Source organism: Thalassospira sp. NFXS8 (assembly GCF_040148805.1).
In the GTDB taxonomy this organism is placed as follows: domain Bacteria; phylum Pseudomonadota; class Alphaproteobacteria; order Rhodospirillales; family Thalassospiraceae; genus Thalassospira.
This window is the reverse complement of the sequence record NZ_JAGEMF010000001.1, coordinates 354,045-380,378: the sequence shown is the minus strand read 5'-3', so window position 1 is coordinate 380,378 and position 26,334 is coordinate 354,045. Positions and strand designations below refer to the sequence as shown.

Sequence of the window (26,334 nt, the reverse complement as noted above, 5' to 3'; positions counted from 1 at the left end):
CTGAATGGCCGAAACCGTTTCACCAGATGTTTCCATCAGTGACGAAGCCTTCGACGTAGCACCGGTCGACGGCGTAAGTCTGGCTGACCGGCTGGTTTTGGATCTGGACGGTTTCGAAGGCCCGATTGACGTTTTGCTGGAACTGGCGCGAGATCAAAAGGTCGATATCATAAAGATATCGATCCTTGATCTGGCGGAACAGTTCCTGGATTTTATCAATCGTGCGCAGGAAATGCGTCTGGAACTGGCAGCGGACTATCTGGTGATGGCAGCGTGGCTGGCTTATTTAAAGTCGCGGCTGTTATTGCCCAAGCAGGAAGATGACGGCGAAGAGCTTAGCGCTGAGGAAATGGCCGAACTGCTGGCATTTCAGCTGCGCAGACTGGAAGCCATGAAAGCCGCCGGTGCCAAACTGATCGACGGGCCCAACCTCGGGCGTGATTTTTTTGCTCGCGGCGCGCCGGAAGAAATGCGTGTAACAACTTCGTCAGTTTATGATGCTTCGCTTTATGATTTGCTGAAATCATATGCGCAAATCATGCTTACGGCCGAGGCCAAAACCCTTGAGATTGAAGCATTCGATTTATATGCGATGGACGATGCCATTCGCCGGTTACGCGACCTGTTTGGTCGTCGTATTGTGCCGCAATGGACATTGTTAATGCAGTTCATGCCACGCGGGCTGGGTACACCGTTGAAAGCCCGATCTGCACTGGCTGCCCATTTTGTTGCCAGCCTTGAAATGTGCCGTGACGGTGAACTGGAAATTTCACAAGAACAGATATTTGGTCCAATCATGTTGCGGTCCCCGCAAAAGCCGCGTACCGAACATGCCGTTTCCTTTGACGATGACTGGGATACCGTTAAATCCGATGCTGCGACAACGGCAGATGATGATTTACCAAATGACGGGGGCACCGATGACCGAGCAGAATAACCAGCTTGAAATGGCCGAAATGGTGCAAAAACCAGCGATTGATCTGCAACATCTTCGGATTATTGAGGCTGTCTTGTTTGCGTCAAGTGAACCTTTAAGTGAAAAGTTGCTGGCCGCGCGTTTGCCATCGGATGCCAAAATTGCAGATGTTCTGGCCGAGTTGCAGGCAACATATGCCGAACGGGGCGTGAACCTGGTTCATATTGGTGAAAAATGGGCGTTTCGCACCGCAATTGACCTTGCCGGCGATTTGCATGTCGAGGTCGAAAAATCCAAAAAAATGACCCGCGCAACGTTGGAAACATTGGCAATTATCGCCTATCACGAGCCGGTGACACGTTCTGAAATCGAAGAAATTCGGGGTGTGGCCTTGTCAAAAGGTACGCTCGATATCTTGCTGGAATCCCGATGGATCCGCCCACGGGGGCGTAAACGCGTACCGGGACGGCCGATTTTGTGGGCAACGACCGATGAATTTCTCGATCATTTCGGGCTGCAAAATCGCGACGATCTGCCGGGCCTGTCCGACCTGAAAGCTGCCGGGTTGCTCGATAGTCGCCCGGGCATGGGGCGGTATGGAGCGAATTCAAACGATGACAGTTTGTTGCCAGAACCTGAAGATGATCCCTCCAGTGCCGACTCTGCTGTTGAAGAAACACTCACCAGTCGAAATCTGGCGGAGCTTGATGTGGAAATATATGCCGAAAGCCTTCCCGGTGATGATCTGAAATCTGATTGATCACGATTAAATCATTCAACAGGCAAACTGTTGCATGTGATGGGCAGGGGCTTTACACCAATGCAGGATATTGCTTTTCATTCGCAATGCTTGCGAGGTAATAACCTTTTTCGGTCGATTTAATGAATAAAGAGTACGCCATGCCGGTTGGCCTTAGCCTGAAAAATGTCAGCCATGAATTTGGCACGACCCGCGTTCTGCGTGACGTTAATGTTGATGTCGCCCCTGGGGAACTGGTGTGTTTGCTGGGGCCATCGGGCTGTGGCAAGACAACGGCCCTTCGCATTGCGGCCGGGCTGGAGCGCCTGCAAACCGGTTCAGTGCTGATTCATGATGAAATCGTGGCGTCGGCCGGGCAATATCTGGAGCCGGAAAAACGTGGCGTCGGGCTGGTTTTTCAGGATTACGCCCTGTTTCCCCATCTTGATGTTGCGGGCAATATCGGGTTCGGTTTACGCCATATTACAGGTGCGCAACGACGGGCAGCCGTGGTGAACGCGCTGGAGCGTGTGGGCATGGTTGATTATATCGATGCCTTTCCCCATCAATTATCAGGGGGCCAGCAACAGCGTATCGCATTGGCGCGCGCACTTGCCCCGGTGCCGCGCGTGATGCTGCTTGATGAGCCGTTTTCCGGGCTGGACGTGGCGCGCCGGGCGGAACTGCGTGACACCACCCTGCATGTCTTGAAAAATGCCGGTATTGCAACCGTGATGGTTACACATGACCCCGAAGAAGCCATGTATATGGCTGATCGCATCATTGTGATGAATGAAGGGCAGGTGATGCAGGATGGCACCCCCGAAGGACTTTATTTTCACCCGGCAAATCATTTTGTTGCGTCATTTTTTGGCGAAGTAAACCTGTTTCCCTCGCGTGTTGAAAACAGTGTTGCGTCAACCCCGCTGGGAAATGTCGAAGTTACCGGAATTGCCGGTGGCACGGATGTTGATGTGTTGGTGCGCCCTGAAGGTTTACGTATCGGCCAAGCAGGCCGGGTAGGCGATGTATTGGCCAATATTGACGCGGTCAGGTCGCTTGGCGGTGTTAGCCTGATGCATCTTTCGGTTCATAACGGACCGCATATTCATGCCCGTGTTCCGCGTCGTCAGGTGATGGACAAGGGCGGCGTTGTATCTATTACGCTTGATCCGGAGATGACGTTCGTGTTTCCTAGGGAATAGAAAGGATGGCAGAAGTGTGCGAAACAGCAAACACCGCGTTGCACCGCATGGGGCTTTCTGCCATTATCCCTTGCCCTGTTCAAAGGGCGAGTACCGTTTTGGGAGTAGAAAAGTTATGAGTATCGGCGTCTGGCAAATTGTACTTATCCTGGCCATCGTTTTGATTATTTTTGGTGCTGGCAAATTGCCACGCGTCATGGGTGACATGGGTAAAGGTATTCGTAGCTTCAAGGCTGGCATCAACGAAAAAGATGATGAAGAATCCGGCAATGCTTCGATTGGCAATAACACCTCGGCTTCGGTTTCTGCCGAAAGCAAAGACAAGGATTCGGTTAAGTCCTGACCCCGTCTGTCTGACTGGCTTGGCTCTGATAGGCGCTATTCATGTTTGATATCGGTTGGACCGAAATGGCACTTGTGGCCGTCGTCGCGCTTTTTGTCGTCGGCCCCAAGGATTTGCCTCATGTTCTGTATAAAATGGCACATTACTGGAAAAAAGTGCGCGGCATGGCGCGCGAATTCCAGGGCGGTATTGATAGTTTGATCCGTGAGGCCGAGCTTGACGAATTGCGCAAGCAGGCCAGTAGTGCCAATACCAGCGCGACTGACTTTCTGGAAAAGCAGATTGGCGGCGGGGAGACCAAAGCGTCAAAACCTGCGCCCAAAAAAGCCGACTCTCCCTCTGTGCCAGCGGATTCAACTGTTTCCGCGGCACCTTCTGATACAGCAAAGGTGGATGACTCGAAAAATTCATCTTCCGAACCTGCTGCAGAACCTGCACGTCAACCGGTGACAGAACCGGCGGATGTAAAGAATCAACCTCAACCGGCAACCGCCCGGACCCAGCCGGAGAAATAGGCGTGAACATGCAGCTTCAAGACCAGCAGATGCCAATCATGGAGCATCTGATAGAGTTGCGAAATCGCCTTACATGGTCGGTACTCGCACTTATCGTGACTTTTGGCGTCTGTTATTACTTTGTCGAGGACATCTACGCTTTTCTTGTGCGTCCTTTGGCGGCTGCTATGGGGCCGGGTAGTGATCGGCGTATGATTTATACAGCCTTGACCGAGGTGTTTTTTACCTACGTCAAGGTTTCGTTCTTTGCTGCCATGTTTGTTTCAACGCCAGTGGTTCTGGGGCAGATATGGGCCTTTGTCGCACCGGGCCTTTATAAAAACGAACGTCGGGCATTTTATCCGTTTCTGTTTGCGACCCCCGTCCTGTTTTTGTTGGGGGGGGCGATGGTTTATTATTTTATCATGCCGCTGGCATGGAAATTCTTTCTCAGCTTTGAAACAGCTGGCAGCCAGACCGGTCTTGCCATTCAGCTTGAAGCCAAAGTCGGTGAATATCTGTCGCTGGTGATGAAGCTGATTTTTGCCTTTGGTCTTAGCTTTCAGTTGCCTGTATTGCTAACCTTGATGGCCCGTGCCGGCCTGGTAACAGCTGCGGGGCTTGCCAAAAAACGCAAATATGCCGTTGTCGTGACGTTTGTCTTTGCCGCCATCATGACGCCGCCTGATCTGATTTCCCAAATCGGGCTGGCGGTGCCTATTATGCTGCTTTATGAAATTTCAATTGTCATGGCCCGTATGAGCGAACGTAAACGTGCCGCAAGCCAGGCCGACGATGACGAAGATGATTATAGCAATGGCGCTCAGTCTGACGATGATTTGAATGCACAATCTGCTGCGGCAGCAAGTGCCGGAAATTCAGAAACATCCGGTTTTGAAAAAACGGCGAAAGATAACGGTGCCTCATCTGATGAAAATACGGATGAAACAAAGCAGTCCTCGTCATCTCAATCTGGCCCGAAGGCGGGCGATGATGATGAAGATGATTTTAATAATGCCCGTTAATTAAACTTCGCAGTTACAAGACGTTTGGGCGGGGTGGACCAATGGTTCGCCCCGTCGTATAACCAGCCCCTAAAAATCAGACAAACAAGGTGCGGTTTTATGCACGATATAAAATGGATTCGTGACAACCCCGATGCATTTGACGCAGCAATGAGCATGCGCAATGCCGAAATTACAGCGGCCCGATTAATCGAAATCGACGCCGAACGCCGCCGCCTGATGACCGAGCATCAGGAATTGCTGGCGCGTAGAAAGTCAATTTCCGGGGATATTGGCAAAGCCAAGAAATGTGGTGAAAATGCCGACGAGCTGATGGCTGAAATGGGTGGTTTAAAAGACCGCATCAAAGCTGCCGAAGATGGCCAGGCATCGTTAAACGAACAGCTTGATCTGTTGCTAACCTCGTTTCCCAACATTCTTGATGCTGCCGTTCCCAAGGGCGCGGATGAAGACGACAATGTTGAAATTCGTCGCTGGGGCACACCGGCCACGTTTGATTTTGACGTAAGCGAACATTTCGATCTGGGGGAAAAGCTGGGCATGATGGATTTTGCCACAGCGGCAAAACTGTCAGGATCGAGGTTTGTTATTTTGCGCGGCCAGTTGGCGCGTCTGGAACGGGCACTGGCCCAGTTCATGATTGACCTGCATGTCAACGAGCATGGCTATGAAGAAACCACGACGCCGATGCTGGTTAAAGACGATGCCATGTTTGGCACAGGTCAATTGCCAAAATTTGCCGAGGATTCGTTTAAAACCACCAATGACATGTGGCTGATTCCGACATCGGAAGTCACCCTGACCAATCAGGTGGCTGGCGATATTCTTGATGTTGCACAATTGCCGTTGCGGTACACCGCCTTAACGCAGTGTTTCCGGTCCGAAGCCGGGTCTGCCGGACGTGATACCCGCGGCATGATCCGTCAGCATCAGTTTTCCAAGGTAGAAATGGTTTCAATTGTCGACCCGGATAAATCCGATGCCGAACTGGAACGTAAAACCGGCTGTGCTGAAGAAGTTTTGCAAAAGCTGGAACTGCCGTATCGGACAATGTTGTTATGTTCGGGGGATACCGGTTTCTCGGCCATGAAAACCTATGACATCGAAGTCTGGTTGCCGGGGCAGGGACGGTATCGTGAGATTTCTTCTTGCTCGAATACTGGTGAATTTCAGGCACGGCGCATGAACGCCCGTTGCCGGACACAGGGTGACAAGAAAACCCGCTTTGTTCATACCCTTAACGGGTCAGGGCTGGCAGTTGGTCGCTGTTTGATCGCCGTAATGGAAAATTATCAGCAAGCCGATGGTTCCATTCGGGTTCCTGATGTGTTGGTTCCCTATATGGGTGGACTGACCAAAATTGCCGTTGCGAGCTAGGGAAATTAATGATCGATCTGCAAAACGCCCGCATCCTTATTTGTAATGATGACGGTATTGATGCGCCAGGCATCAAACTACTGGAAAAACTGGCGCGTCAGTTTTCGGATGATGTCTGGGTGGTTGCACCATCGATAGAACAAAGCGGCGCGGGGCATTCCTTGACCCTGCGTCGTCCCTTGCGTATTCACAAGCGCGACGACCGTCATTTTGCTGTCGATGGAACACCAACTGACTGTATTTTGCTGGCTTTGCAGATCATCATGCGTGAAACGCCACCTGATATTGTTTTTTCCGGCATTAATCGCGGGGGTAATCTGGGCGAAGATGTTACCTATTCGGGGACGGTTGCGGCCGCAATGGAAGCAGCCTTGCTAAATGTTCCTGCAATTGCATTTTCACAGTATTTTTCCCAAAAGCTGATTAGCTGGGACATTGCCCGGGCACATCTTACTCAGGTTGCGCGTTCACTTGTTGCTGCAAAATGGCCCAGTAACGTTTTGATTAACGTGAATTTTCCCGAATTCGAACGCGAAGGGGGCGCACAAGTTTGCGTAACCCGACAGGGGCAACGTAAAATTGGTGATCACGTTGCCGAACGTCTTGATCCGCGCGGAGAACCCTATTACTGGATTGGGGCGATCCGGTCTGAATTGCCCGAAGACGAAAACGCCGATTTACATGTGATCGAAAAGGGCGATATTTCTATAACGCCAATCGGCCTTGATTTTACCGATAACAAGACCCACGAAAAACTGACAAAGGCATTTCAGTGAGTACGCCTGCCATTGCCCGTGCCCCGGAAATTGATGCCCTGCTGGCGATCCTGCGCCATGACGGTATTCATGATGATGCGGTTCTAGCTGCACTTGCCGCGATCCCGCGTGAAATGTTTGTTGCCGAACCGTTTGTTCGTCGCGCCTGGGAAAATGTCGCCCTGCCAATCAGCAAGGGGCAAACCATTTCGCAGCCCTATATCGTCGCCTTAATGACGCAGGCCTTGCAACTTAATGACCGCATGAAGGTTCTTGAGGTTGGTACCGGGTCCGGGTATCAGGCGGCAATTCTGGCGCAGCTGGCCCGGCGGGTATATACGCTGGAGCGCCAAAAACCATTGTTGCGCGAGGCCGAAGACAGGTTTCGCCGTTTGGGGCTACATACCATTTCCACCCTGCATGCCGATGGTGGCCTGGGCTGGAAGGCGCAGGCACCGTTTGACCGTATTATCGTTACGGCATCGGCGCAGGATGTTCCCCCGGTTCTGGTCGATCAGCTTGCCATTGGCGGTATAATGGTTGTGCCTGTTGGCGAGGTTTCCCATACTCAAATTCTGTTACGGGTAATGCGCACACCGACCGGAATTGATGTAACCGAACTGATGCCGGTACGGTTTGTTCCCATGCTGGCAGGCACGGAAGAATTTTAACGTCCTTCATTTTTCTGAAAAATGCCGTCTCCTTACCGATTATTAACCGGTAGTGATGGAAAATCTGCGGCATGATGAAAAATTATGCCAAACACGTCGTTCACAATGTTCGGACGTTGCTGTTTGTCTGCGGGACAGCAGCGACGCTTGGCGGCTGTTTGCTTAATTCCAGGCCAGTTCCGGTTGTGTATGACGAGGGAACGAATTATTCGCTTTCCGCGATGCCAAAACTGGGCAATGGCGAACGTGTCATAACGGTAAAAAGCGGTGATAGTGTATCGCTGCTTGCTGAACGTTATCATGCCGATTTTCAGAAATTCGCCAGCAGAAATAACCTGAGGTCACCTTACGTCATTTACCCCGGCCAGCGTCTTGTTTTGCCGCCGTGGCAGGCTGACTATAACAGCAGTCCGCCGGGGACTGCTGTGGCATCATCATCGCGCAAAACTGTAACAACCAAACAAGTTGTTGTTGCGCGACGCAGTCAGTCTGCAGAAATAGGTGCGTCTCCGCTGGAGGCCCCAGATGATATTTCATCAACGTCAACATCTTCGTCTGATCTAAGCCGGGTGACGGATATAACCAGTGCCAGAGCCGATTATGCGACTGGCGCAAATATTCCGGTGCCGGGAATGAAGCCACAGGATGTTGCCGCACAAGCCGAACGCCAGTTGGCTTCGGGGAAAAGCTGGCATGCGGAACCGGCAACATCTGTTACCCGTAATCCTTCGCCCTCGGCTTCCACGTCATCATCGGTAAAACCGACAACAGTTGCCAAGACCCGTGTCGATGATATTGACCCCGCCAACCGCCAGGGTTTTATCTGGCCGGTGCAAGGCAAGGTGGTTTTGGGATATGGCGCCGGGCCAGGCGGGTTGTTTAACGATGGTATTAATATTGCGGCCGAACGGGGCACCGCCATTCTTGCGACTGATAATGGTGTTGTAACCTATGTTGGCAATGAACTGCGCGGGTTTGGCAACCTGATCCTGATCAAACATGCTGATGGATATGTGTCGGCATATGCCCATACCGAAAACCCGTTGGTGGCCCGCGGCGATATTGTGACGCGGGGCCAGCGGATTTCATCGGTCGGCGCCACCGGGGCGGTTAATCGGCCACAACTGCATTTTGAGATTCGCAAAGGGCGCAAGTCACGCGACCCGGTCAAATATTTGCCCCAGGCAGTCGCATCGCGATAAATATGAAAAACGGCCTGATAAAATTTCAGGCCGTTTTTGTATTGGAATGGCAGTTTAATTTTGCCCTCAGGAAATATGTTTTCCCTGCTCTCCGGCAATTTCCTGAATGAATTGCCAAGCGACTCGTCCTGATCGACTTCCTCGGGTTACAGTCCATTCCTTGGCACGGGCAAACAGGTCTTCTTTGGGCATGTCCAAACCAAATTCGTCAGCGTAACCCGCGATAATCTCGAAATAGACATCTTGCGAAATATTGTGAAAGCCCAGCCATAATCCGAAGCGGTCAGACAGAGATACTTTTTCCTCAACGGCCTCGGACGGGTTAATGGCCGTTGAACGTTCATTTTCAATCATATCGCGGGCCATCAAATGGCGCCGGTTCGATGTGGCATAAAAAATAACGTTATCAGGACGGCCTTCAATTCCGCCATCCAGCACAGCTTTTAATGACTTGTATGATTCGTCCTGAAGGTCGAACGACAGATCGTCGCAAAACAGAATTATCTTGCGCGCGCTTTCCTGAAGGATTTTCAGCAAAACGGGCAGGGTCGGGATGTCTTCGCGGTGAATTTCAACCAATGCCAGTGATGACGGGTTTTCCTGGTTGATCAGGGCGTGCATCGCCTTGACGATTGAACTTTTACCCGTGCCACGGGCCCCCCATAGCAAGGCGTTATTGGCTGGCAGGCCATTGGCAAATCGTTTGGTGTTATTATACAGGATCGTTTTTTGTTGATCGATCCCCTGTAACAGCCCGATATCGACCCGGTTGACCTGTTTGATCGGGGTTAAATAACCTGTTTCGGCGTGCCAGACAAAGGCATCTGCGGCGGCAAGGTCATTTTTTTGGCGGGCAGGTGGCGCCATTCGGTCAAGGGCATCGGCAATGCGGTTTAAGGTGGGCAATAAATCGGCAAGGGTATCGGTCATCGGGGCCTCATGGACGGTTTCATTTTTGATGGTGGTCAAAGCCACCTTTTATGAGCAAACCCTACCACAGCATTGTTGACCGAGAATAGCCTATTGCAAAGGGGGAGATAACTGTGAATCCGATCACAAACCCAGTCAAACCCGCGCTATTCAACTGCTAATGGGCAATGGTATGGAGAATATAAGGCGTGCAAGGGGAAGTTTGGGGCAAAATTGCGCGATCTTTCTTGCAACGGCGAACGACACCGTTATATTCCGGCAGTTGATTAGTTTTTCCGTTTTAGGTTAGGAGTTCCTAATGTTGATTTCACCGGCTTTTGCTCAGGGTGCTGGTGGCGCTGCTGGCGGAGCAGATATGCTGACCAGCTTTCTGCCGCTGATCCTGATTTTTGTGGTTTTCTATTTTCTGCTCATTCGTCCGCAGCAGAAGAAAGCGAAAGAACACAAAGCAATGCTGGCCGCGGTTCGTCGCGGTGATAAAGTCGTGACTGCTGGCGGGATCATCGGGACCGTTGTTAAGGTTGTCTCGGACGATGAAGTTTCGGTTGAGATTGCTGATGGTGTGAAAGTTAAAGTCGCACGTGGCATGATCTCGAATGTTCTGTCGCGTACCGAACCTGCCAAGGGCGGTTCTGATGCCGACGAAAAGACCGACGACAAGAAAATTGAAGAAGTCAAAAAAGATTGATTTCTATCACGGCGTACAGGCGGAACCTCCCGGTTCCGCCTTTCTGCTAATTACTGTTATTTCTGGCGGTCGGCCGGGCAAGTCCTTCCTTTTTTCCTGATTAAGCCCTGAGCCCGATGTCGCAATGTTCCCCAGACATCTCTGGTTAAAGGACACATGCTTTATTTTACCAAATGGAAAGCAGCACTGGTGCTCCTGGTGTGTGCTTTGGGCGTGATATATGCCGCGCCAAACTTCTTTCCCAAGGGCACATTTCCGACAGAAGCAAGCTGGATGCCCGGCAAGCAGATCAGCCTTGGCCTTGATCTGCGCGGCGGTTCGCACATGCTTTTGGAAGTGGGCGTCGATTCCGTTATTCGGGAACGTTACGACTCACTGACTGAAAACATGCGCGATGCCCTGCGTGAGCAACGTCTGCGTTATCGTGGATTGCGCGGCTCGGCTGATGGCGCATCGGTTACCATCGTTAATGACGATGATGTCGAAAAAGCCCGATCCATGCTGGCAAAGTTGGACCCGCTGACTATTGTTGGCGGTGAAGGCAACCACATCATGTTGACCTACAACGAAAAGACGCGTCGTGAAATGATCGACCGCGCCATCAGCCAGTCGCTGGAAGTTGTGCGTCGTCGTGTTGACGAACTGGGGACGACGGAACCGTCAATCCAGCGTCAAGGGGAAGATCGTATCGTTGTGCAGGTTCCTGGCCTGGATGATCCATCGCGGTTGCGCGATATTCTGGGTCGGACAGCCAAAATGAACTTTCACCTGATTAACGAAACCAAAACACCCCAGCAGGCAAAGGCAACCGGCATTCCGCCCGGCGCTGTCATTATGCCTGGTGCCGATAACGCATCGCCCGGTGAACCCGAAGAATATCTGGTTGATCGCCGTGTTGTCGTTTCCGGTGACAACCTGATCGATAGCCAGCCGACCTTTAATGATGGTCGCCCGGTGGTATCGTTCCGCTTTGATGCGGCAGGCGGTGCTAGGTTTGGTGATGTCACCAGCAAAAACACCGGTCGTCGTCTGGCGATTGTGCTTGATGGCAAGGTGATTTCAGCCCCCCGGATCAATGAACCGATCATGGGTGGCAGCGGGATCATCACCGGTCAGTTCGGTGTTCAGGAAGCCAATGATCTTTCATTGTTGTTGCGCGCAGGTGCGTTGCCAGCCCCAATGAAAATTCTTGAAGAACGTTCTGTCGGGCCGGGCCTTGGTCAGGATTCAATTGATTCGGGCGAAATTGCCGCCATTCTCGGCATGGTCTTTGTTGTTGTCTTCATGGCAATCAGTTATGGCCTGTTTGGTATTTTTGCCAATCTTGCCTTAATCGTGAACCTGGTTCTGATTTTGGCGATCATGTCGATCCTTCAGGCAACGCTGACTTTGCCGGGCATCGCCGGTATCGTTCTGACAGTCGGGATGGCGGTTGATGCCAACGTTCTTATTTTTGAACGTATCCGGGAAGAACGAAAAATCGGCCGATCGATTATCAATTCGATTGATGCCGGTTATCGTAGTGCTATGTCGACAATTCTTGATGCCAATATCACCACCCTTATTGCCGCTTTGGTTCTGTTCAGCTTTGGATCAGGCCCGATCAAGGGGTTTGCGGTGACATTGGCAATCGGGATTATCACGTCGATGTTCGCGGCAATCTGGGTGACACGTTTGATCGTGGCATTCTGGGTGAAGCGTCGTCGTCCGACAGAGCTGGTATTGTGAGGAAGGGAGCAAATCGCACATGAAACCGTTGCATCTTGTTCCGGATGAAGTGAACATCCCGTTCCTCAAGCTCCGGAAGTTTTTCTACATCTTTTCGATTTCACTGGTGGTTATCTCTAGTGTTCTGTTTTTCACCAAAGGTCTGAATTTCGGGATCGACTTTCGTGGCGGGATTCTGCTCGAAATCAAAACCGATGGGCCTGCCGATATTTCGGGTTTACGCGATAATCTTGGTAGCCTGGGGCTGGGCGATGTTTCGATCCAGCAATTTGGTGAACCTGACGACGTTCTAATCCAGTTACAACGTCAGGATGGTGACGAAAAGGCCCAGATGGCGGCACTTGAAACCGTAACCAAGGCACTTGGCGACGGGGTCAGCATTCGTCGTTCGGAACTTGTCGGACCCAAGGTTGGGGATGAGCTTAAGGAAGCCGGTATTTACTCGGTTGTCATCTCGCTTGCGCTGATCATGTTTTATATCTGGTTACGGTTCGAATGGCAGTTTGCCGTGGCATCTGTCGTCGCGCTGTTGCACGACGTGATCATTACCGTCGGGTTATTTGTGATCAGTGGTGTTCAGTTCGATTTGGCGACATTGGCGGCAATTTTGACGGTGGCAGGGTATTCGATCAACGATACGGTGGTGGTTTTTGACCGTATTCGCGAATTTATGCGTAAATTTCGCAAAATGGATCTGGTCGAACTTCTTGATCTGTCGATCAATACGACCCTGTCGCGTACGGTAATGACTTCGTTTACGACCTTGCTGGCGCTGATTGCATTGTTTGCATTTGGCGGCGAGGCTATTCGCGGCTTTACCTTTGCCCTGATTTTCGGGATTGTGATCGGGACATATTCATCGATCTGCGTGGCATCGCCGTTGCTGGTTGTTTTGAAATTGCGCCGGAAAATTCCTGAAGGCGATGAAGCAACAACCGAAGAAGCCGGTGCGCTTTAAAATCGGATTAGACGGTATCTGCTAGCGTCAATCATTTACAAGAAGGCCGGGATCGTGCGAAAACGACCCGGCCTTTTTAATGCCAGCCTGGCAATCGACATCGCCGTTCTGGCGCCAGATAACATCACTGCAGCGAGGTCAATCATGACATTGGACATCACACCGATGGTCGCATCGGGCCGAAAAATTGTTACCAGTTATGGCGACGGGCTGTTTCGTTTTGGTATGGAAAAGGCCGAAGGCTCTATTTTACTGTTTTCGACCGAAGTTCTCGCATGGCCTCACACCGAAATTGATAGCGTAGATGAAAACGCATTTGCCGAGGTCATTGCGCGTGCTGGCGAAATTGATATTTTGCTGCTGGGAATGGGCGCACGAATGCAGCCAGTTAAAACAGCATGGCGAAATGCCTTGCGCCCGCACGGGATTGTTATTGAGCCGATGGATACAGGTGCAGCCTGCCGGACATTTAATGTTCTGCAATCGGAAGAACGGCGCGTGGCAGCGGCATTAATAGCTGTTTGAGAACCCGTCAACTGTTTCGGTTTGTTTGCTAATTCCGAGAACAATCAAGGTGCTGTTGCGCGATGTAGTAACGGGAAATTTTTGAACAGGGCGGGGGAACTGCGACAATATTCGGGCCAAGATGTCGCATGTAATAGTATGGAAGAAATCACTTCAAGCGTTGAAAACCTGAACGACAGGGTTGTTGATCACTTTGCCAAATGGGCCGACATGGTTGGTGGCGGCGAAATCGGGCGCGCCATTATCGCGCTTGTTATTTTGATATTGTTTGTCGTGATGCGTAAGGTTCTGGCACACGGTGTGGTCGGGGGGCTTGGCAAACTGGCCAACCATCATCGTCATCAAACAATGGCAATGATTTTCAACGCGATACAGACACCTGTTCAGGTCTTTGTTGTGGTCCTGGGGGTTTATTTTTCAGTCGAAGTGATGGATTTTTCCGAACAGGCTGACGCAGCAATTTTCAATGTTCTGCGCGTTATTGTTATCGCGACAATTTTCTGGGCTTTTTACCGGATCATCGAACCACTTGCGTTGGGCTTTAATACATTTGCGGGGCGTTTCGGGGCTGGCCTAGCCGATGATTTGCGCCAGTTTTTCATTCGCTGCGTCAGAACATTAATTGTGGTTTTGGCTGGTGTCGCCCTTTTGGAAGATTGGGGAATTGATGTTTCGGCGTTTTTGGGTGGTCTTGGGCTGGCTGGTATGGCGGTTGCCCTTGCGGCCAAGGATTCTGTTGCCAATGTGTTTGGTGGGCTAACCATCTTTGCCGATAAACTTTTCAAACGCGGGGACTGGATCGAAACACCGCATTTTGAAGGCGTGGTCGAATTTGTTGGTCTGCGTGCGACAAAGGTACGAACGTTTTCCAAAGCAATGGTGGTGATGCCCAACGCGGAAATTGTTAATTCGCCGGTGATTAACTGGACCCGTATGACCCATCGCCGGATCAAAATGGTGATTGGGGTTGAATATCGTACCAGTGCCGATCAGATCGAAAAAATCATTGAGCGGTTGCGCGCATTTCTGAAAAACGATGACGATGTCGCGCAGGAGGATGTACCGCAGATGGTGCATCTTGCCGATTTTGGCAGTAGTTCCATCAATATCGATTTGTACTACTTTACACTGACGACCGACTGGCTGGAGTGGCGTGATATCCGTAATCGGCATATCATCGCTTTTAAACGAATTATCGAAGAAGAAGGCGCTTCATTTGCATTCCCGTCCCAGTCGATATATGTGGAGACCATGCCCGAGATGGCAATGTCGCAGGCATCGGAACATTCTGATAATGATAAAGCACAACAGCCCCGGAAAACGCCCGAAAAGATGGGATAATATCCTGTCCGCGCATATTATGACCGGCAGGTAAAACAAACCAATGACCAATACTCCAGACCTTTCCTATTGTGCCGAATATGTCCGTCGTAATGATCGTGACCGTTTCCTGTGTGGACTTTTTGCGGCACCGGAACATCGCGAAGACCTGTTCACGCTTTATGCCTTTAATCAGGAAATTTCAAAAACCCGCGAAATGGTCAGCGAGGCCATGCTGGGTCAGATCCGGTTGCAATGGTGGCGCGACGCACTTTCTGGCATTGAGAACGGTGATGTGCGAAAGCATGAAGTTGTCGAACCGTTGGCACAGATGATCGGCAATAACAAGTTGGATCGGCCGGCTCTGGAAGCCATGATTGATGCCCGTGAATTCGATTTGTTTGACACTGCCCCGGATAACCTTGCAGCCCTTGACCATTATATCGATCAGACATCGGGCTTATTAAGCCAGGCTGCAGTAGGAGTACTTTTGGGGCATCGTGAGGATAGCAAAAATGATGCGGGCGAGGCTGCCAGACGGGCCGGAAACGCATATGGCATGGTAGGCATTTTGCGGGCAATGGTTTTCCATGGGCGCGCAAAACGCCAATATGTTCCAAATGATGTTATGGAACAGTTTGGTGTGTCGACCGGAGATATCTTTGAATTTCGCCGGACCGATGCTGTTCGCGCGATGAGCAAACACCTGGCTGAACATGCGGCTATGAAAATTAGGGATGCACGAAAAATGCGTTCTGCATTGCCAAAGTCGGCAATAGCCGCAGCATTGCCTGTAATACTGGCTGAAAATTATTTGAAAAAGCTGAAAAAGGCTGACTATGATCCATTTTCTGCTGTGTTCGGTCTGGCCAGACCCGCGAGCTTCCGCCTGACGCTTAGGGCATTTTCCGGTTATTGGTAAAGCGCAGTCTTTACAACGGGCAAAAAGGTTATAAATCTTTACATGTCAACCGGTTCCTGACTTAACTGTGGTCCTGAACCGGTGTTTTAAGCCCGTGGGGTCACAAAATGAAAATCATCAGGAAGCTCGCGTTTTTAGTCATTGTTCCATTGGCTGTTCTGGTGGCATTTTGGCCGGGCCGTCACCCTGCATCGGCGATGTCTATTGATCCCTTTCTGGGTACCTATCATGGCACCGCAATTTCTGAAGCCGAAAACGAGCTTAAAGCCAGGGACCTTGATGTTGCGATTAAGAAAAGTGGCAGCGGGTTTTCGATTGACTGGTCGACCGTCATTTATAAATCAGACGGGCGCGAAAAAACCGCCGCCATCTCCATCGATTTTTTTGAAACAGACCGACCGGAAATTTATGGCAGTGCCATGCGGACCGGCTTGTTTGGCAAACGCGTTCCCAATGACCCGTTAAAGGGGCAGCCATTTGTCTGGGCGCGCATTGTTGGCAAAACGCTAACTGTGCATGCCATGTATATTCTTGATGATGGCGGCTATGAGATGCAGGTCTATGAACGTACGTTAAACGATGATGGTAATCTGGATCTTGTTTTTAAACGTTTCCGAAATGGCAAAAGCATTCGCGAAATAACGGGTGAATTGACCCGGGTTAACCTGTATCGCGATTAGAAAACCACAAAAAACGCCCGATCATTGCTGACCGGGCGTTTTGATACATAAAAGCCGATATTGGACGGCATCAATTATTGATGCTTGTCAGCCATTCATCGAAAGCCGGAATGGCGCGGTCGGTGTAGAGTTTTTTGCGATCTCGCCCTTTAACCCGTTTGGTTAATTCAAGTTCGGGAAACAGGCCGAAATTTACATTCATTGGCTGGAATGTGCTTTCATCTGCACCGCCGGTAATGTGGCCCAGTAATGCGCCCATTGCGGTTATGGCAGGGGGCAGGGGTAATTCGCGGCCCAGTTTTTCTGCGGCGGTAAAGCGCCCGGTCATCAGGCCGACGGCTGCACTTTCAACATATCCTTCACACCCGGTAATCTGCCCGGCAAAGCGAATGTCAGGGCGCGATTTAAGACGTAATGTTGGGTCGAGCAAACGTGGGGAATTGATGAATGTATTGCGATGAATGCCGCCAAGGCGAGCAAAATCGGCATTTTCCAAACCGGGGATGGTTTTAAAAACCTCGACCTGGGCACCGTATTTCAGCTTGGTTTGAAATCCGACCATGTTGTAAAGCGTGCCCAGGGCGTTATCCTGGCGCAATTGAACAATGGCATAGGACTTCACCAGCGGATCATGCGGGTTGGTCAGGCCTACCGGTTTCATCGGGCCATGGCGCAGGGTTTCACGGCCCCGTTCGGCCATTACTTCAATTGGCAGGCAGCCATCAAAATACGGCGTGTCTTTTTCCCAGTCCTTGAACTCGGTTTTTTCACCCGCCAGCAAGGCATCAATGAACGCGTTGTATTCGTCCTTGTTCATCGGGCAATTGATATAATCCTTGCCATCGCCCTTGTCATAACGCGATTGAAACCACGCTTTGTCGAAATCAATGCTTTCTTTATACAGGATCGGTGCAATGGCATCAAAAAACGCCAGTGACTGTTCGCCGGTGGCTTCGCGGATTGCTGCGGCAAGCGGTCCCGATGTAAGCGGGCCGGTGGCAATAATGGTGTTGCCCCATTCGACTGGCGGCAAACCGTCAATCTCGCCACGTTCCAGCGTAATTAACGGATGATTGGAAAGTGCGTCGGTGACCGCTTGCGAAAAACCTTCGCGATCGACGGCCAATGCTGCTCCGGCGGGAACCTTGTGTTCATCGGCGCAGCGCAGGATTATTGAATTGGCGCGGCGCATTTCATCATGGATCAAGCCAACTGCGTTATATTCCTTGTCATCGGACCGGAACGAATTGGAACAAACCAGTTCGGCGCATTTGTCGGTGTGGTGCGCATCGGTCGGGCGGGAAGGGCGCATTTCGTGAATGATCACGGGGATGCCAGCTTCGGCCAATTGCCATGCCGCTTCGCTGCCGGCCAATCCGGCACCAATGATATGAACGGGTGTAACCGTATCCAAGCTGAACCTCCGTCAAACAGGTGATGGCATAATGCCAAGATTGCCCCACACATAGCGGTGCAATGGCGTAAATTTCAAGACAATTGCTGAAAATTTCCCACGGGCGCTGCCAAAAAACTTTGTGAAAAGGACTCACATCACATTTTGGTGTGTTCTGCGTCAATTAGCGGTCGTTTGTTGCAACCGGCACCCCATCAGACATCGCAGGAGTTTGGCCGAATGGATACATCCCCGCCACGCACAACCCAGGCAGCAGATCCGCACAAACAACAGGACGACGCAACTGCAAAGCCGTCTTCGGACCATGATCCTGTTTCAGGCGGGCAGATATCGGAAACCGTACCAGCATCGTCACCGTCACCGTCACCGTCACCGTTGATAGTACCAAACAATACCCCGATGAGCCGGTTTATAACGACATTGGTATCGGGGGGCGATGTCGCCAAACTATCGGCGGCCAGCGTGGCGCTGGTTATGTCACCTGTTGTTCTGGTTGGCGTTTTAGGGACGTTTTTTTTAATTGATACGCTGATCAGTTCCTGGGGCGGCCGGTTGTTCGGGTTTAGTTATGATCTGGTGTTTTTTGTAGGCGTTTTTGGCGCATTGGGTGCAACGGTCAGTGTGATGTTGCATATGGGTGATAGCCACAACTGGACCGATCTGTCGCCGCTGGACGTATTTTTCAAATTTCTGTTTCGTCCATTTCTGGGGTTTGTTTTTGCCGTTCTGGCATTGCTGGTTATTCGCGCCGGTATCGTTCCCGATTCCCTTAATCAGCTACAGGCGATCAGGGATTTAAACGATATCGGCAACAGCGATATGGCCGCCGATACCGGCCAGCAAGTGGCGACAATGCTGTTGATAGCCTTTGTCGCAGGCTTTAGCGAACGGTTGGTCAAAGCGATTTTACAAACCCTGGAGGGCCGCATCCGTGCTTTGGCTATCGGGTCTGATAATGCCAAATCCACATGATGCGGCCTTTGAATTAAGCGATACGTAAATGTCGCTTCAGGTATTTTCCGGTATAGCTGCGATCATTGTTCATGATGTCTTCAGGCGTTCCGGCACCCACGAGTTCACCACCGCCATCACCCCCTTCGGGGCCAATGTCAATAATCCAGTCGGCCGTTTTGATTACATCAAGGTTATGTTCAATCACAACAACCGTGTTGCCCTGATCGGCCAGGGTATGCAGCACTTCTAACAATTTACGAATATCGTGGAAATGAAGGCCGGTTGTCGGTTCATCCAGAATATAAATCGTGCGCCCTGTTGCCCGTTTGGAAAGCTCCTTGGCAAGTTTGACGCGCTGCGCTTCACCGCCCGACAGGGTGGTGGCTTGCTGACCCAAATGAACGTAACTTAACCCAACCTGTTTTAGGGTTTCCATCTTGTCACGAATGCTGGGAACGGCCTTGAAGAAATCGGCACCTTCTTCAACTGTCATGTCAAGAATGTCTGATATTGATTTGCCTTTAAAAGATATTTCTAATGTTTCCCGATTGTAGCGTTTGCCTTTGCATTGATCACAGGTAACGTAAACATCGGGCAAAAAATGCATTTCAATTTTGATAACGCCATCACCCTGGCAGGCTTCGCAACGGCCACCTTTAACGTTAAACGAAAAACGACCGGGCTTGTAACCGCGTGTTTTGGCTTCGGGTAACTGGGCAAACCATTCGCGAATGGGGGTAAAAGCACCGGTATAAGTTACCGGGTTGGACCGCGGGGTACGGCCAATCGGGCTTTGGTCAATATCAATGATTTTATCGATATGTTCGATGCCTGAAATGCTGTCATGGGCGCCAGGCTGGTTGCGCGCATTATGCATGCGTTTTGCCAGCGCCTTATATAGCGTTTCAATCACCAGGCTGGATTTACCACCACCTGATACCCCCGTCACACAGATAAACTTGCCCAGTGGAAAATCCACTTTAACGTTTTGCAAGTTATTGGCCCGCGCGCCGGTAATGGTAATGGCTTTGCCACTGCCGTCCCGGCGTTTGTCGGGCACGGCAATCTGTTCAATACCGGTCAGGTATTTTCCGGTAAGGCTGTTAGGGTTTTGTTGAATTTCTTCCGGGGTCCCCTCGGCAACAATGCGGCCCCCGTGGATACCTGCGCCCGGGCCCATATCAACCACGTAATCGGCCGCACGGATGGCATCTTCGTCATGCTCGACCACCAGCACGGTATTGCCAAGGTCACGCAAGCGTTTCAGGGTTTCCAGCAACCGGTCATTGTCACGCTGGTGCAAGCCGATGGACGGTTCATCAAGTACATATAAAACGCCGGTCAGACCCGAACCGATTTGCGACGCCAGACGAATACGCTGGCTTTCCCCGCCCGATAAAGTGCCCGATGTTCGAGACATTGACAGGTAGTTCAGGCCAACATCGTTCAAAAACCGCAAACGATCATTAATTTCGCGCAAAATACGCCGGGCAATTTCTGTCTGCTTTTCGTTCAGTTTTGGTTCCAGGGCGGCAAACCAGTCCACCGCTTTGCCAATTGACAGGGCGGTGATTTCGGAAATGGTGCAATGGTCAATCTTGACGGCCAGTGCCTCGGGTTTCAGGCGGTCGCCGTGGCAGGCATCGCAGCTTGAAATTGTCTGGTATTTGGCAAGTTCATCGCGTGCCCACTGGCTATCGGTTTCGCGCCAACGACGCGACATATTGGGGATAACCCCTTCAAACGGACGGGTTACCTTATAGCTGCGCGACCCGTCATCATAGGTCACGGTCACTTCTTCATCGCCAGAGCCATGCAATATAATTTTTTGTGCCGTTGCGGGCAGTTTTTCCCATGCAACATTGGTTTTAAAGCCAAAATGCCTGGCAATGGCGCGTAACGTTTGCAAATAGTATTTTGACGTTCCGCTGGCCCACGGGGCCACTGCACCATCATCCAGCGTTTTGCTGGTATCAGGCACCACCAGTTCCGGATCAAATTCCATTTGGGTGCCAAGGCCATCGCAAACCGGGCAGGCGCCAAACGGATTGTTAAACGAAAACAACCGTGGTTCGATTTCCTCGATGGTGAAACCGGAAACGGGGCAGGCGAATTTGGCGGAAAACAACGTGCTGTCACCGCTTCGCGCATCTTCGGCAAAAACAATACCGTCGGTCAGTTCCAGCGCGGTTTCAAAGCTGTCGGCCAGGCGCGTTTGAATGCCGTCTTTGACAACCAGTCGATCTACAACGACAGATATGTCGTGTTTCAGCTTTTTGTTAAGATCAGGTGCCTCGTCGATGTCATACATTTCACCATCGATTTTTACGCGCTGAAAGCCACGTGCGCGCAGGTCTTTTAATTCCTTTTTATATTCCCCCTTGCGACCACGCACGATGGGGGCCAGCAAATAAAGCCTTGTGCCTTCTTCCATTTCCATCACCCGGTCCACCATTTGTGAAACCGTCTGGCTGACAATGGGAAGGCCGGTAGCAGGCGAATAGGGAATACCGACACGCGCCCAAAGAAGGCGCATATAGTCGTAAATTTCGGTCACAGTCCCCACCGTCGAGCGCGGATTGCGCGAGGTGGTTTTTTGTTCAATCGAAATGGCAGGAGACAGACCATCGATATATTCGACATCCGGCTTTTGCATCATTTCAAGGAACTGACGGGCATAGGCCGACAGGCTTTCGACATAGCGGCGCTGGCCTTCGGCATAGATGGTGTCAAATGCAAGCGAGCTTTTACCTGACCCCGAAAGGCCGGTAATGACCACAAGTGAATCGCGCGGCAGGTCCACATCAATGTTTTGAAGATTGTGTTCTTTCGCACCGCGAACCGAAATTTTTGTCAGCATATCCGGCCTTTGTTCCTGAATTGTTCGGGAAATGTATAGAGGAGCCAGTCTATATACGCAAGTGCGCCCCTGACAGTTCCTGTCAGGATATGTCAGCATGACTGATATGTGTTCTGGTCGTGTGAATTTTGCACTGCAAAAACAAAACCCGCCAGATTTCTCTGACGGGTTTTGCGAAAAGATGTGTGTAATCAGCCTTTGGCGATTGACTTGCCGGTAGCTCCCAAATCCTTGAAGGCTTCTTCAAGGCGGGCGGCCATCGAAAGCTCAGCCTCGCGGACCCAGACACGCGGGTCGTATTGCTTTTTGTAGGGCGTGTCGTTGTCAGGATCGACCTGGTATTTAAAGGCGCGTTCGTTTTCCTCAACATATTTACCAACCGCTGTTGCATAGGCAAACTGGGTGTCGGTATCGATGTTCATTTTGAAAACGCCGTAACCCACGGCTTCCTCGATTTTTTCTTTTTCCGAACCGGAACCACCGTGGAAAACGAAATCAAGCGGGAAACCGTCAAGGTCGTGTTTTTCGGCAACGTATTTCTGCGATTCCAGCAAAATTTCCGGGCGCAGTTTCACATTGCCGGGTTTGTACACGCCGTGAACGTTGCCAAATGCCGCAGCAACCGAAAAATGGCCCAGCGGCTTCAGACGACGATAGGCTTCTTCAACTTCTTCTGGCCGGGTATACAGGCGCGGGTCAATATCGTCTTGCGACGTATCAAGTTCCTTGCCAATACCGTCTTCTTCGCCACCGGTAACACCCAGTTCAATTTCCAGGCTCATATCGACAGCAGAAAGACGTTTGAGAAATTCCTCGCAGGTCGCCAGATTGTCTTCCAGTGGTTCTTCTGACAAATCAAGCATATGCGAGCTAAACAAAGGCTTGCCGGTTTCCTTGTACGCTTTTTCACCCCAGCTCAGCATACCATCGACCCACGGAACGAATTTCCGGTTGGCATGATCGGTATGAAGAACAACGGCGACGCCATAATATTCAGCCATAAGCTGAGCATGACGGGCGGCGGAAACGGCGCCAATAATACGGGCAGCATTGGCATCCTTGATGCCCTTGCCGGCAAAGAACTGTGCACCACCATTCGATAGCTGAATGATAATGTCAGAACCGGCATTGGCAGCAGCTTCAAGGGCTGCGTTCAATGTGCTTGACGAGGTAACATTAACCGCGGGTAGAGCGTACCTGTCCTGCTTGCAAGCAGCAACGAGTTCGCGATAGGCAGCACCGGTAACAACACCGGGTTTAACGGAAGGCATGTGGGTACTCCTCCTGGGGGTCAGAGCATTATAATATTCCCCGTGCGAACCGATTGATCCGCAGCAAGGGCGATCCGTAAGGAGCCCAATGCATCCGTCATATGCTGCGTAAGGTCAAGATTTTCCGTTATAGACTTTAGGAAAAACTGCTGTTCACGCAGGCACAAAGCATCATGATCGGGCTCGTCATCTGTTCTGATGATCTCGTCCGATTGTGTAAATTTTCCGTCATGATCTGTGGCAGCATGATGTAATTTTAAGGCACTGGTTTTGGTGTGTGTATCAATATCGGCCGATCCTGCGCCTTTTTCTTCTACATCTGTGATTGAGACAGAGCCCTTCGGTCCGATCACATCTTTAACGAAAAAAGCCGTTTCACTGATCATCGGGCCCCAGCCCGCTTCATACCAGCCAATCGAACCGTCATCGAACCGCACCTGTAATTGGCCATAATTATACATATCTTCGGCCACGTCGGGTGAAAGGCGCACGCCCATCGCATGAACCGAAACCGGTTTGGCACCCGTCATCAGACACATCATGTCAAGGTAATGCACGCCGCAATCAACAATCGGCGACACACTGTTTAGCAGGCGCTTATGGGTTTCCCAGAATTCACCACTGCTTTGCTGGTTTAAATTCATACGCATCACCAGCGGCTTGCCCAATGTTTGTGCCAGTTCGACAAACTTTTCCCACGACGGATGATGGCGCAGAATATAGCCGATCACCAGTTTGCGGTTATTCTTCATCGCACTGGCAACCACTCGCTCGGCATCTTCAACCGTGGCGGCCAGTGGTTTTTCAATAAACACATGCGCCCCGGCCTCAAACGCGGCCACGGCGTAACTGGCATGGGTTTCGGTATAGGTGTTGATTGAAACGGCATCGGGTTTGGTGTTTGTCAGTGCTGTTTCATAATCTGTGAATCGCGGATAGTGCGCAAAGCCATCAGGCAGGGATTCGTCCGAAATGGGGGATCGTGTGCACAGCCCGACAATTTCATACCCCTCAAGAGCATGATAAGCCTTGGCATGGGACATCCCCATATTGCCCAGTCCGACGACAAGAACGCGTACGGGTTTCGACGTCATGAGGTGCCTCCTTTTTAATGTTTTATATAACGAATGATCGTTATTGCCCTGAAATCCAGGTGTTTTTTACTGTATATGATGCGCTGTCAAACAGAACAAAATCGGCGTCAAAACCCGGTTTGATCCGGCCTTTATGTTCGCCCATCTTTAAAAATTCCGCCGGGTAAAGCGATGCCATACGCAGGGCTTCGGCCAGATCCGTGCCAATCATTTCAACCGTGTTTTTCACCGCCGACATCATATCAAGATCGGACCCGGCCAAGGTGCCATCAGCCAGCGCGCAACGGCCATTGGTGGCAATAATTTCCTCACCACCCAGAACAAAACTTTTGTTCTTTGCACCGACTGTCGGCATCGCATCTGTCACCAGCATAATTTTGCCGGTTTTTTTGGCGCGCACAGCAACTTGCATGGCAGCAGGATGGACATGGAACCCGTCGGCAATCAGTCCGCACCAGGTATTGTCATCGGCAATGGCGGCCCCGGCAACACCCGGTTCCCGGTGGTTAAGCGGGCTCATGGCGTTAAAAAGATGGGTAAAGCCGCGCAAGCCTTCGCCAATTGCGGCTTGCACATCACTATATGTACCCGCCGTATGACCAGCACAAACCAGAACGTTGTTTTCGGTCAGCTTGGCAATGGTGCCTGCCTTGGCTTTTTCCGGGGCCATCGTTACCACAATGCGGCCATTAGGCAGGCTGCTTAACACTTCGATCGCATCATCTTCCATCGGGCGGATAATGTTGGGATCATGAACGCCTTTGCGTTCGGTGTTCAGATAAGGGCCTTCAAGGTGAATGCCGACAATGCCGGGGACGTTTTGCGCAATTGCATCTTTAACCGCCGCAATTGCCGCCAGCATTTTAGCGCGCGTATCCGTAATCAGGGTTGGCAACATGGCGGTTGTGCCAAATTGCCGATGACCGGCCATAATCGCGCGAATGCCTTCAACAGTGGGGGTGTGGTTTAATAACACACCACCGCCACCGTTCACCTGCACATCGATAAAGCCAGGGGCTAAAATATAGCCTTGGGCATCATAGGTGTTTGTGGTGTCGCTAATATCGCCAGCATTGCTAACAGCCGAAATTTTACCGTTCTCGATCACGACGGCCTTGTCATCGTGAAAACGGTCACCGTCAAACAATTTGGCGTTTATAATGGCAAGAACCGGCATTAATGCGTCTCCGTTACCTTGGACAGATGCGGCGGGGCATCGGGGTTGCAGCCGCGCAGTAACGCAACATGTTCAGCCAGCGTATAGAAAGTCTGGATCATGGCGATAGGGGCCAGTAACGGGTGAATGTCTTCAACAACCGGCAAATGGCCCTTGGTGCTGCTATGCCCGGTTTCGGCGGCAAACAGGTTGTCGGTTTTGGCGCGCATTTCAGCCAAAAATCCTTCTACACTTTCGCGCGTGGCATCTTGCTGTGAAAATACCAGCATCGGAAAATCACTTGTGACCAGGGCCATCGGGCCGTGTTTGACTTCGGCAGCACTAAAGGCTTCGGCATGCAGGCTGCTGGTTTCCTTGAATTTAAGGGCTGCTTCCTGGGCAATGGCGAAGGTCGGCCCGCGGCCAATAACGTATAAACCTTGCGATTTTGCAATTGGCTCTGCCGCATCAAGCCAGTCATTATCCAGGGCACGGACCAATTGACCGGGCAGGGCATCAAGGCCTTTGTTTAAAGCATCATCATTAACCCATGCTGCCACAATCTGGGCAATTGCCGATAGTGTCGCGATATAGGATTTTGTCGCAGCGACACTGGTTTCGGCACCCGCCAGCAACGGAATAACGTGATCCACTGTTTGTGCGAGCGGAGAATCGGTTACATTTACCAATGCAACGGTGCGCGCTCCTGCTTTTTTTGCTGCTGCTGCACTTTGTACCAGATCCGGGCTTTTGCCAGACTGCGAAACGGCAATAAACAAAGCCCCTTTAACGGCCAGTGTCTTGCCATAAATCGAGGTAATGGACGGTGCGGCCGACACCACCGGGATGCCAAGCTGGCTTTCGATCAGGTATTTGGCATAAAGCGTTGCATGGTCTGAGCTGCCACGTCCACATGTCATGACAAAGGTGGGGGGCGTTTCACGTAATTCGGCGGCCAATTGGGCAATCGCCTCATGATTGGCTGCAAGCTGAGCCTTTACAACAGACGGCGCCTGAGCCGTTTCGCGACCCATCTGGGTTTGAGGCGTCCAGCGTGTAGTCATGTTCAATTTCCTTGGTTTGCAATGAGCTTATAACGTTGGTTGC

Annotated in this window: 25 protein-coding genes; 18 read left to right on the top strand and 7 right to left on the bottom strand. The window is 51.2% G+C overall.

Annotated elements, in window-relative coordinates; all coding sequences use genetic code 11:
* The first annotated feature begins 4 nt into the window (after positions 1 to 4).
* The 10 genes from J4E05_RS01740 (at position 5) to J4E05_RS01695 (ending at position 8,727) form a co-directional block, all read left to right on the top strand.
* Positions 5 to 937: a segregation and condensation protein A gene (locus tag J4E05_RS01740; RefSeq protein ID WP_085594816.1), complete on the top strand. Its 933-nt coding sequence runs from the start codon at positions 5 to 7 to the stop codon at positions 935 to 937.
* Entirely contained in the window at positions 921 to 1,676 is a 756-nt protein-coding gene (scpB, locus tag J4E05_RS01735) for an SMC-Scp complex subunit ScpB (protein WP_349591933.1), read from the top strand. Before J4E05_RS01740 ends, scpB begins: the two co-directional genes overlap by 17 nt.
* A 122-nt stretch (positions 1,677 to 1,798) precedes the next feature.
* On the top strand, positions 1,799 to 2,860 hold the full coding sequence (locus J4E05_RS01730) for an ABC transporter ATP-binding protein (RefSeq protein ID WP_349591931.1): 1,062 nt from the start codon (positions 1,799 to 1,801) through the stop codon (positions 2,858 to 2,860).
* Positions 2,861 to 2,975: 115 nt separating this feature from the next.
* Positions 2,976 to 3,203, top strand: coding sequence for a Sec-independent protein translocase subunit TatA/TatB (locus J4E05_RS01725; protein ID WP_085594811.1), 228 nt, complete (start codon positions 2,976 to 2,978; stop codon positions 3,201 to 3,203).
* A gap of 41 nt (positions 3,204 to 3,244) precedes the next feature.
* Positions 3,245 to 3,718 carry a Sec-independent protein translocase protein TatB gene (tatB, locus tag J4E05_RS01720; RefSeq protein ID WP_085594809.1) on the top strand — a complete coding sequence of 158 codons (474 nt, stop codon included), beginning with the start codon at positions 3,245 to 3,247 and terminating at the stop codon, positions 3,716 to 3,718.
* Between the two features lie 8 nt (positions 3,719 to 3,726).
* The gene (gene tatC / locus J4E05_RS01715) at positions 3,727 to 4,722 is read left to right on the top strand and encodes a twin-arginine translocase subunit TatC (protein WP_503012329.1); all 996 of its coding nucleotides are present in this window, start codon (positions 3,727 to 3,729) and stop codon (positions 4,720 to 4,722) included.
* Between the two features lie 99 nt (positions 4,723 to 4,821).
* Positions 4,822 to 6,099: a serine--tRNA ligase gene (serS, locus tag J4E05_RS01710; RefSeq protein ID WP_349591928.1), complete on the top strand. Its 1,278-nt coding sequence runs from the start codon at positions 4,822 to 4,824 to the stop codon at positions 6,097 to 6,099.
* Between the two features lie 8 nt (positions 6,100 to 6,107).
* Positions 6,108 to 6,875 carry a 5'/3'-nucleotidase SurE gene (gene surE, locus J4E05_RS01705; protein WP_085594806.1) on the top strand — a complete coding sequence of 256 codons (768 nt, stop codon included), beginning with the start codon at positions 6,108 to 6,110 and terminating at the stop codon, positions 6,873 to 6,875.
* 11 nt (positions 6,876 to 6,886) lie between these two features.
* The gene (locus tag J4E05_RS01700) at positions 6,887 to 7,525 is read left to right on the top strand and encodes a protein-L-isoaspartate(D-aspartate) O-methyltransferase (RefSeq protein WP_210402988.1); all 639 of its coding nucleotides are present in this window, start codon (positions 6,887 to 6,889) and stop codon (positions 7,523 to 7,525) included.
* Positions 7,526 to 7,596: 71 nt separating this feature from the next.
* On the top strand, positions 7,597 to 8,727 hold the full coding sequence (locus J4E05_RS01695) for a peptidoglycan DD-metalloendopeptidase family protein (RefSeq protein WP_349591926.1): 1,131 nt from the start codon (positions 7,597 to 7,599) through the stop codon (positions 8,725 to 8,727).
* Positions 8,728 to 8,793: 66 nt separating this feature from the next.
* Here J4E05_RS01695 and J4E05_RS01690 read toward each other — a convergent pair whose 3' ends face one another.
* Positions 8,794 to 9,657, bottom strand: coding sequence for an ATP-binding protein (locus tag J4E05_RS01690; RefSeq protein ID WP_349591924.1), 864 nt, complete (start codon positions 9,655 to 9,657; stop codon positions 8,794 to 8,796).
* A 298-nt stretch (positions 9,658 to 9,955) separates the two neighbouring features.
* Here J4E05_RS01690 and yajC point away from each other — a divergent pair, with 298 nt between their 5' ends.
* The 7 genes from yajC to J4E05_RS01655 all read left to right on the top strand — a co-directional run bounded on the left by yajC (position 9,956) and on the right by J4E05_RS01655 (position 16,478).
* A complete protein-coding gene (gene yajC, locus J4E05_RS01685) occupies positions 9,956 to 10,345 on the top strand; it encodes a preprotein translocase subunit YajC (protein WP_085593817.1) in 390 nt (129 codons plus the stop codon).
* Between the two features lie 156 nt (positions 10,346 to 10,501).
* On the top strand, positions 10,502 to 12,073 hold the full coding sequence (gene secD, locus J4E05_RS01680) for a protein translocase subunit SecD (protein ID WP_085593816.1): 1,572 nt from the start codon (positions 10,502 to 10,504) through the stop codon (positions 12,071 to 12,073).
* A 19-nt stretch (positions 12,074 to 12,092) separates the two neighbouring features.
* Positions 12,093 to 13,031 carry a protein translocase subunit SecF gene (secF, locus tag J4E05_RS01675; RefSeq protein ID WP_085593815.1) on the top strand — a complete coding sequence of 313 codons (939 nt, stop codon included), beginning with the start codon at positions 12,093 to 12,095 and terminating at the stop codon, positions 13,029 to 13,031.
* 144 nt (positions 13,032 to 13,175) lie between these two features.
* Positions 13,176 to 13,556, top strand: a complete 381-nt coding sequence (locus tag J4E05_RS01670) for an Mth938-like domain-containing protein (RefSeq protein ID WP_210402954.1) — start codon at positions 13,176 to 13,178, stop codon at positions 13,554 to 13,556.
* Positions 13,557 to 13,694: 138 nt separating this feature from the next.
* On the top strand, positions 13,695 to 14,897 hold the full coding sequence (locus J4E05_RS01665; RefSeq protein WP_349591920.1) for a mechanosensitive ion channel family protein: 1,203 nt from the start codon (positions 13,695 to 13,697) through the stop codon (positions 14,895 to 14,897).
* Positions 14,898 to 14,940: 43 nt separating this feature from the next.
* Positions 14,941 to 15,798, top strand: coding sequence for a phytoene/squalene synthase family protein (locus tag J4E05_RS01660; protein ID WP_349591918.1), 858 nt, complete (start codon positions 14,941 to 14,943; stop codon positions 15,796 to 15,798).
* 107 nt (positions 15,799 to 15,905) lie between these two features.
* Complete coding sequence (locus J4E05_RS01655; RefSeq protein ID WP_349591916.1) at positions 15,906 to 16,478, top strand: hypothetical protein; 573 nt, start codon at positions 15,906 to 15,908, stop codon at positions 16,476 to 16,478.
* Positions 16,479 to 16,548: 70 nt separating this feature from the next.
* Here J4E05_RS01655 and trmFO read toward each other — a convergent pair whose 3' ends face one another.
* Positions 16,549 to 17,892, bottom strand: a complete 1,344-nt coding sequence (gene trmFO / locus J4E05_RS01650; protein WP_349591914.1) for a methylenetetrahydrofolate--tRNA-(uracil(54)-C(5))-methyltransferase (FADH(2)-oxidizing) TrmFO — start codon at positions 17,890 to 17,892, stop codon at positions 16,549 to 16,551.
* 219 nt (positions 17,893 to 18,111) lie between these two features.
* On the opposite strand from trmFO, the gene J4E05_RS01645 reads away from it, so the two are divergent.
* Entirely contained in the window at positions 18,112 to 18,864 is a 753-nt protein-coding gene (locus J4E05_RS01645) for a hypothetical protein (protein ID WP_349591912.1), read from the top strand.
* A gap of 13 nt (positions 18,865 to 18,877) precedes the next feature.
* Here J4E05_RS01645 and uvrA read toward each other — a convergent pair whose 3' ends face one another.
* The 5 genes from uvrA to J4E05_RS01620 form a co-directional block, all read right to left on the bottom strand.
* Entirely contained in the window at positions 18,878 to 21,706 is a 2,829-nt protein-coding gene (uvrA, locus tag J4E05_RS01640) for an excinuclease ABC subunit UvrA (RefSeq protein WP_349591910.1), read from the bottom strand.
* Positions 21,707 to 21,897: 191 nt separating this feature from the next.
* Positions 21,898 to 22,977, bottom strand: coding sequence for a class II fructose-bisphosphate aldolase (gene fbaA / locus J4E05_RS01635; RefSeq protein ID WP_349591908.1), 1,080 nt, complete (start codon positions 22,975 to 22,977; stop codon positions 21,898 to 21,900).
* Between the two features lie 20 nt (positions 22,978 to 22,997).
* Positions 22,998 to 24,071, bottom strand: coding sequence for a Gfo/Idh/MocA family protein (locus J4E05_RS01630; protein ID WP_349591906.1), 1,074 nt, complete (start codon positions 24,069 to 24,071; stop codon positions 22,998 to 23,000).
* Positions 24,072 to 24,111: 40 nt separating this feature from the next.
* Positions 24,112 to 25,248, bottom strand: a complete 1,137-nt coding sequence (nagA, locus tag J4E05_RS01625) for an N-acetylglucosamine-6-phosphate deacetylase (protein WP_349591904.1) — start codon at positions 25,246 to 25,248, stop codon at positions 24,112 to 24,114.
* Positions 25,248 to 26,291 carry an SIS domain-containing protein gene (locus J4E05_RS01620; protein ID WP_085593805.1) on the bottom strand — a complete coding sequence of 348 codons (1,044 nt, stop codon included), beginning with the start codon at positions 26,289 to 26,291 and terminating at the stop codon, positions 25,248 to 25,250. The genes nagA and J4E05_RS01620 overlap by 1 nt, the downstream gene beginning before the upstream one ends.
* Positions 26,292 to 26,334 lie beyond the last annotated feature (43 nt).

Bases quoted from the DNA above. Each gene is read 5' to 3' on its own strand.
- serS (WP_349591928.1), top strand. From the start codon at position 4,822: ATGCACGATATAAAATGGATTCGTGACAACCCCGATGCATTTGACGCA.
- tatB (WP_085594809.1), top strand. From the start codon at position 3,245: ATGTTTGATATCGGTTGGACCGAAATGGCACTTGTGGCCGTCGTCGCG.
- J4E05_RS01655 (WP_349591916.1), top strand. From the start codon at position 15,906: ATGAAAATCATCAGGAAGCTCGCGTTTTTAGTCATTGTTCCATTGGCT.
- J4E05_RS01730 (WP_349591931.1), top strand. From the start codon at position 1,799: ATGAATAAAGAGTACGCCATGCCGGTTGGCCTTAGCCTGAAAAATGTC.
- J4E05_RS01690 (WP_349591924.1), bottom strand. From the start codon at position 9,657: ATGACCGATACCCTTGCCGATTTATTGCCCACCTTAAACCGCATTGCC.
- nagA (WP_349591904.1), bottom strand. From the start codon at position 25,248: ATGCCGGTTCTTGCCATTATAAACGCCAAATTGTTTGACGGTGACCGT.
- yajC (WP_085593817.1), top strand. From the start codon at position 9,956: ATGTTGATTTCACCGGCTTTTGCTCAGGGTGCTGGTGGCGCTGCTGGC.
- J4E05_RS01665 (WP_349591920.1), top strand. From the start codon at position 13,695: ATGGAAGAAATCACTTCAAGCGTTGAAAACCTGAACGACAGGGTTGTT.
- J4E05_RS01695 (WP_349591926.1), top strand. From the start codon at position 7,597: ATGATGAAAAATTATGCCAAACACGTCGTTCACAATGTTCGGACGTTG.
- J4E05_RS01660 (WP_349591918.1), top strand. From the start codon at position 14,941: ATGACCAATACTCCAGACCTTTCCTATTGTGCCGAATATGTCCGTCGT.
- J4E05_RS01630 (WP_349591906.1), bottom strand. From the start codon at position 24,071: ATGACGTCGAAACCCGTACGCGTTCTTGTCGTCGGACTGGGCAATATG.
- J4E05_RS01620 (WP_085593805.1), bottom strand. From the start codon at position 26,291: ATGACTACACGCTGGACGCCTCAAACCCAGATGGGTCGCGAAACGGCT.
- J4E05_RS01645 (WP_349591912.1), top strand. From the start codon at position 18,112: ATGGATACATCCCCGCCACGCACAACCCAGGCAGCAGATCCGCACAAA.
- secD (WP_085593816.1), top strand. From the start codon at position 10,502: ATGCTTTATTTTACCAAATGGAAAGCAGCACTGGTGCTCCTGGTGTGT.
- tatC (WP_503012329.1), top strand. From the start codon at position 3,727: ATGCAGCTTCAAGACCAGCAGATGCCAATCATGGAGCATCTGATAGAG.
- secF (WP_085593815.1), top strand. From the start codon at position 12,093: ATGAAACCGTTGCATCTTGTTCCGGATGAAGTGAACATCCCGTTCCTC.
- J4E05_RS01725 (WP_085594811.1), top strand. From the start codon at position 2,976: ATGAGTATCGGCGTCTGGCAAATTGTACTTATCCTGGCCATCGTTTTG.
- J4E05_RS01740 (WP_085594816.1), top strand. From the start codon at position 5: ATGGCCGAAACCGTTTCACCAGATGTTTCCATCAGTGACGAAGCCTTC.
- fbaA (WP_349591908.1), bottom strand. From the start codon at position 22,977: ATGCCTTCCGTTAAACCCGGTGTTGTTACCGGTGCTGCCTATCGCGAA.
- J4E05_RS01670 (WP_210402954.1), top strand. From the start codon at position 13,176: ATGACATTGGACATCACACCGATGGTCGCATCGGGCCGAAAAATTGTT.
- surE (WP_085594806.1), top strand. From the start codon at position 6,108: ATGATCGATCTGCAAAACGCCCGCATCCTTATTTGTAATGATGACGGT.
- uvrA (WP_349591910.1), bottom strand. From the start codon at position 21,706: ATGCTGACAAAAATTTCGGTTCGCGGTGCGAAAGAACACAATCTTCAA.
- scpB (WP_349591933.1), top strand. From the start codon at position 921: ATGACCGAGCAGAATAACCAGCTTGAAATGGCCGAAATGGTGCAAAAA.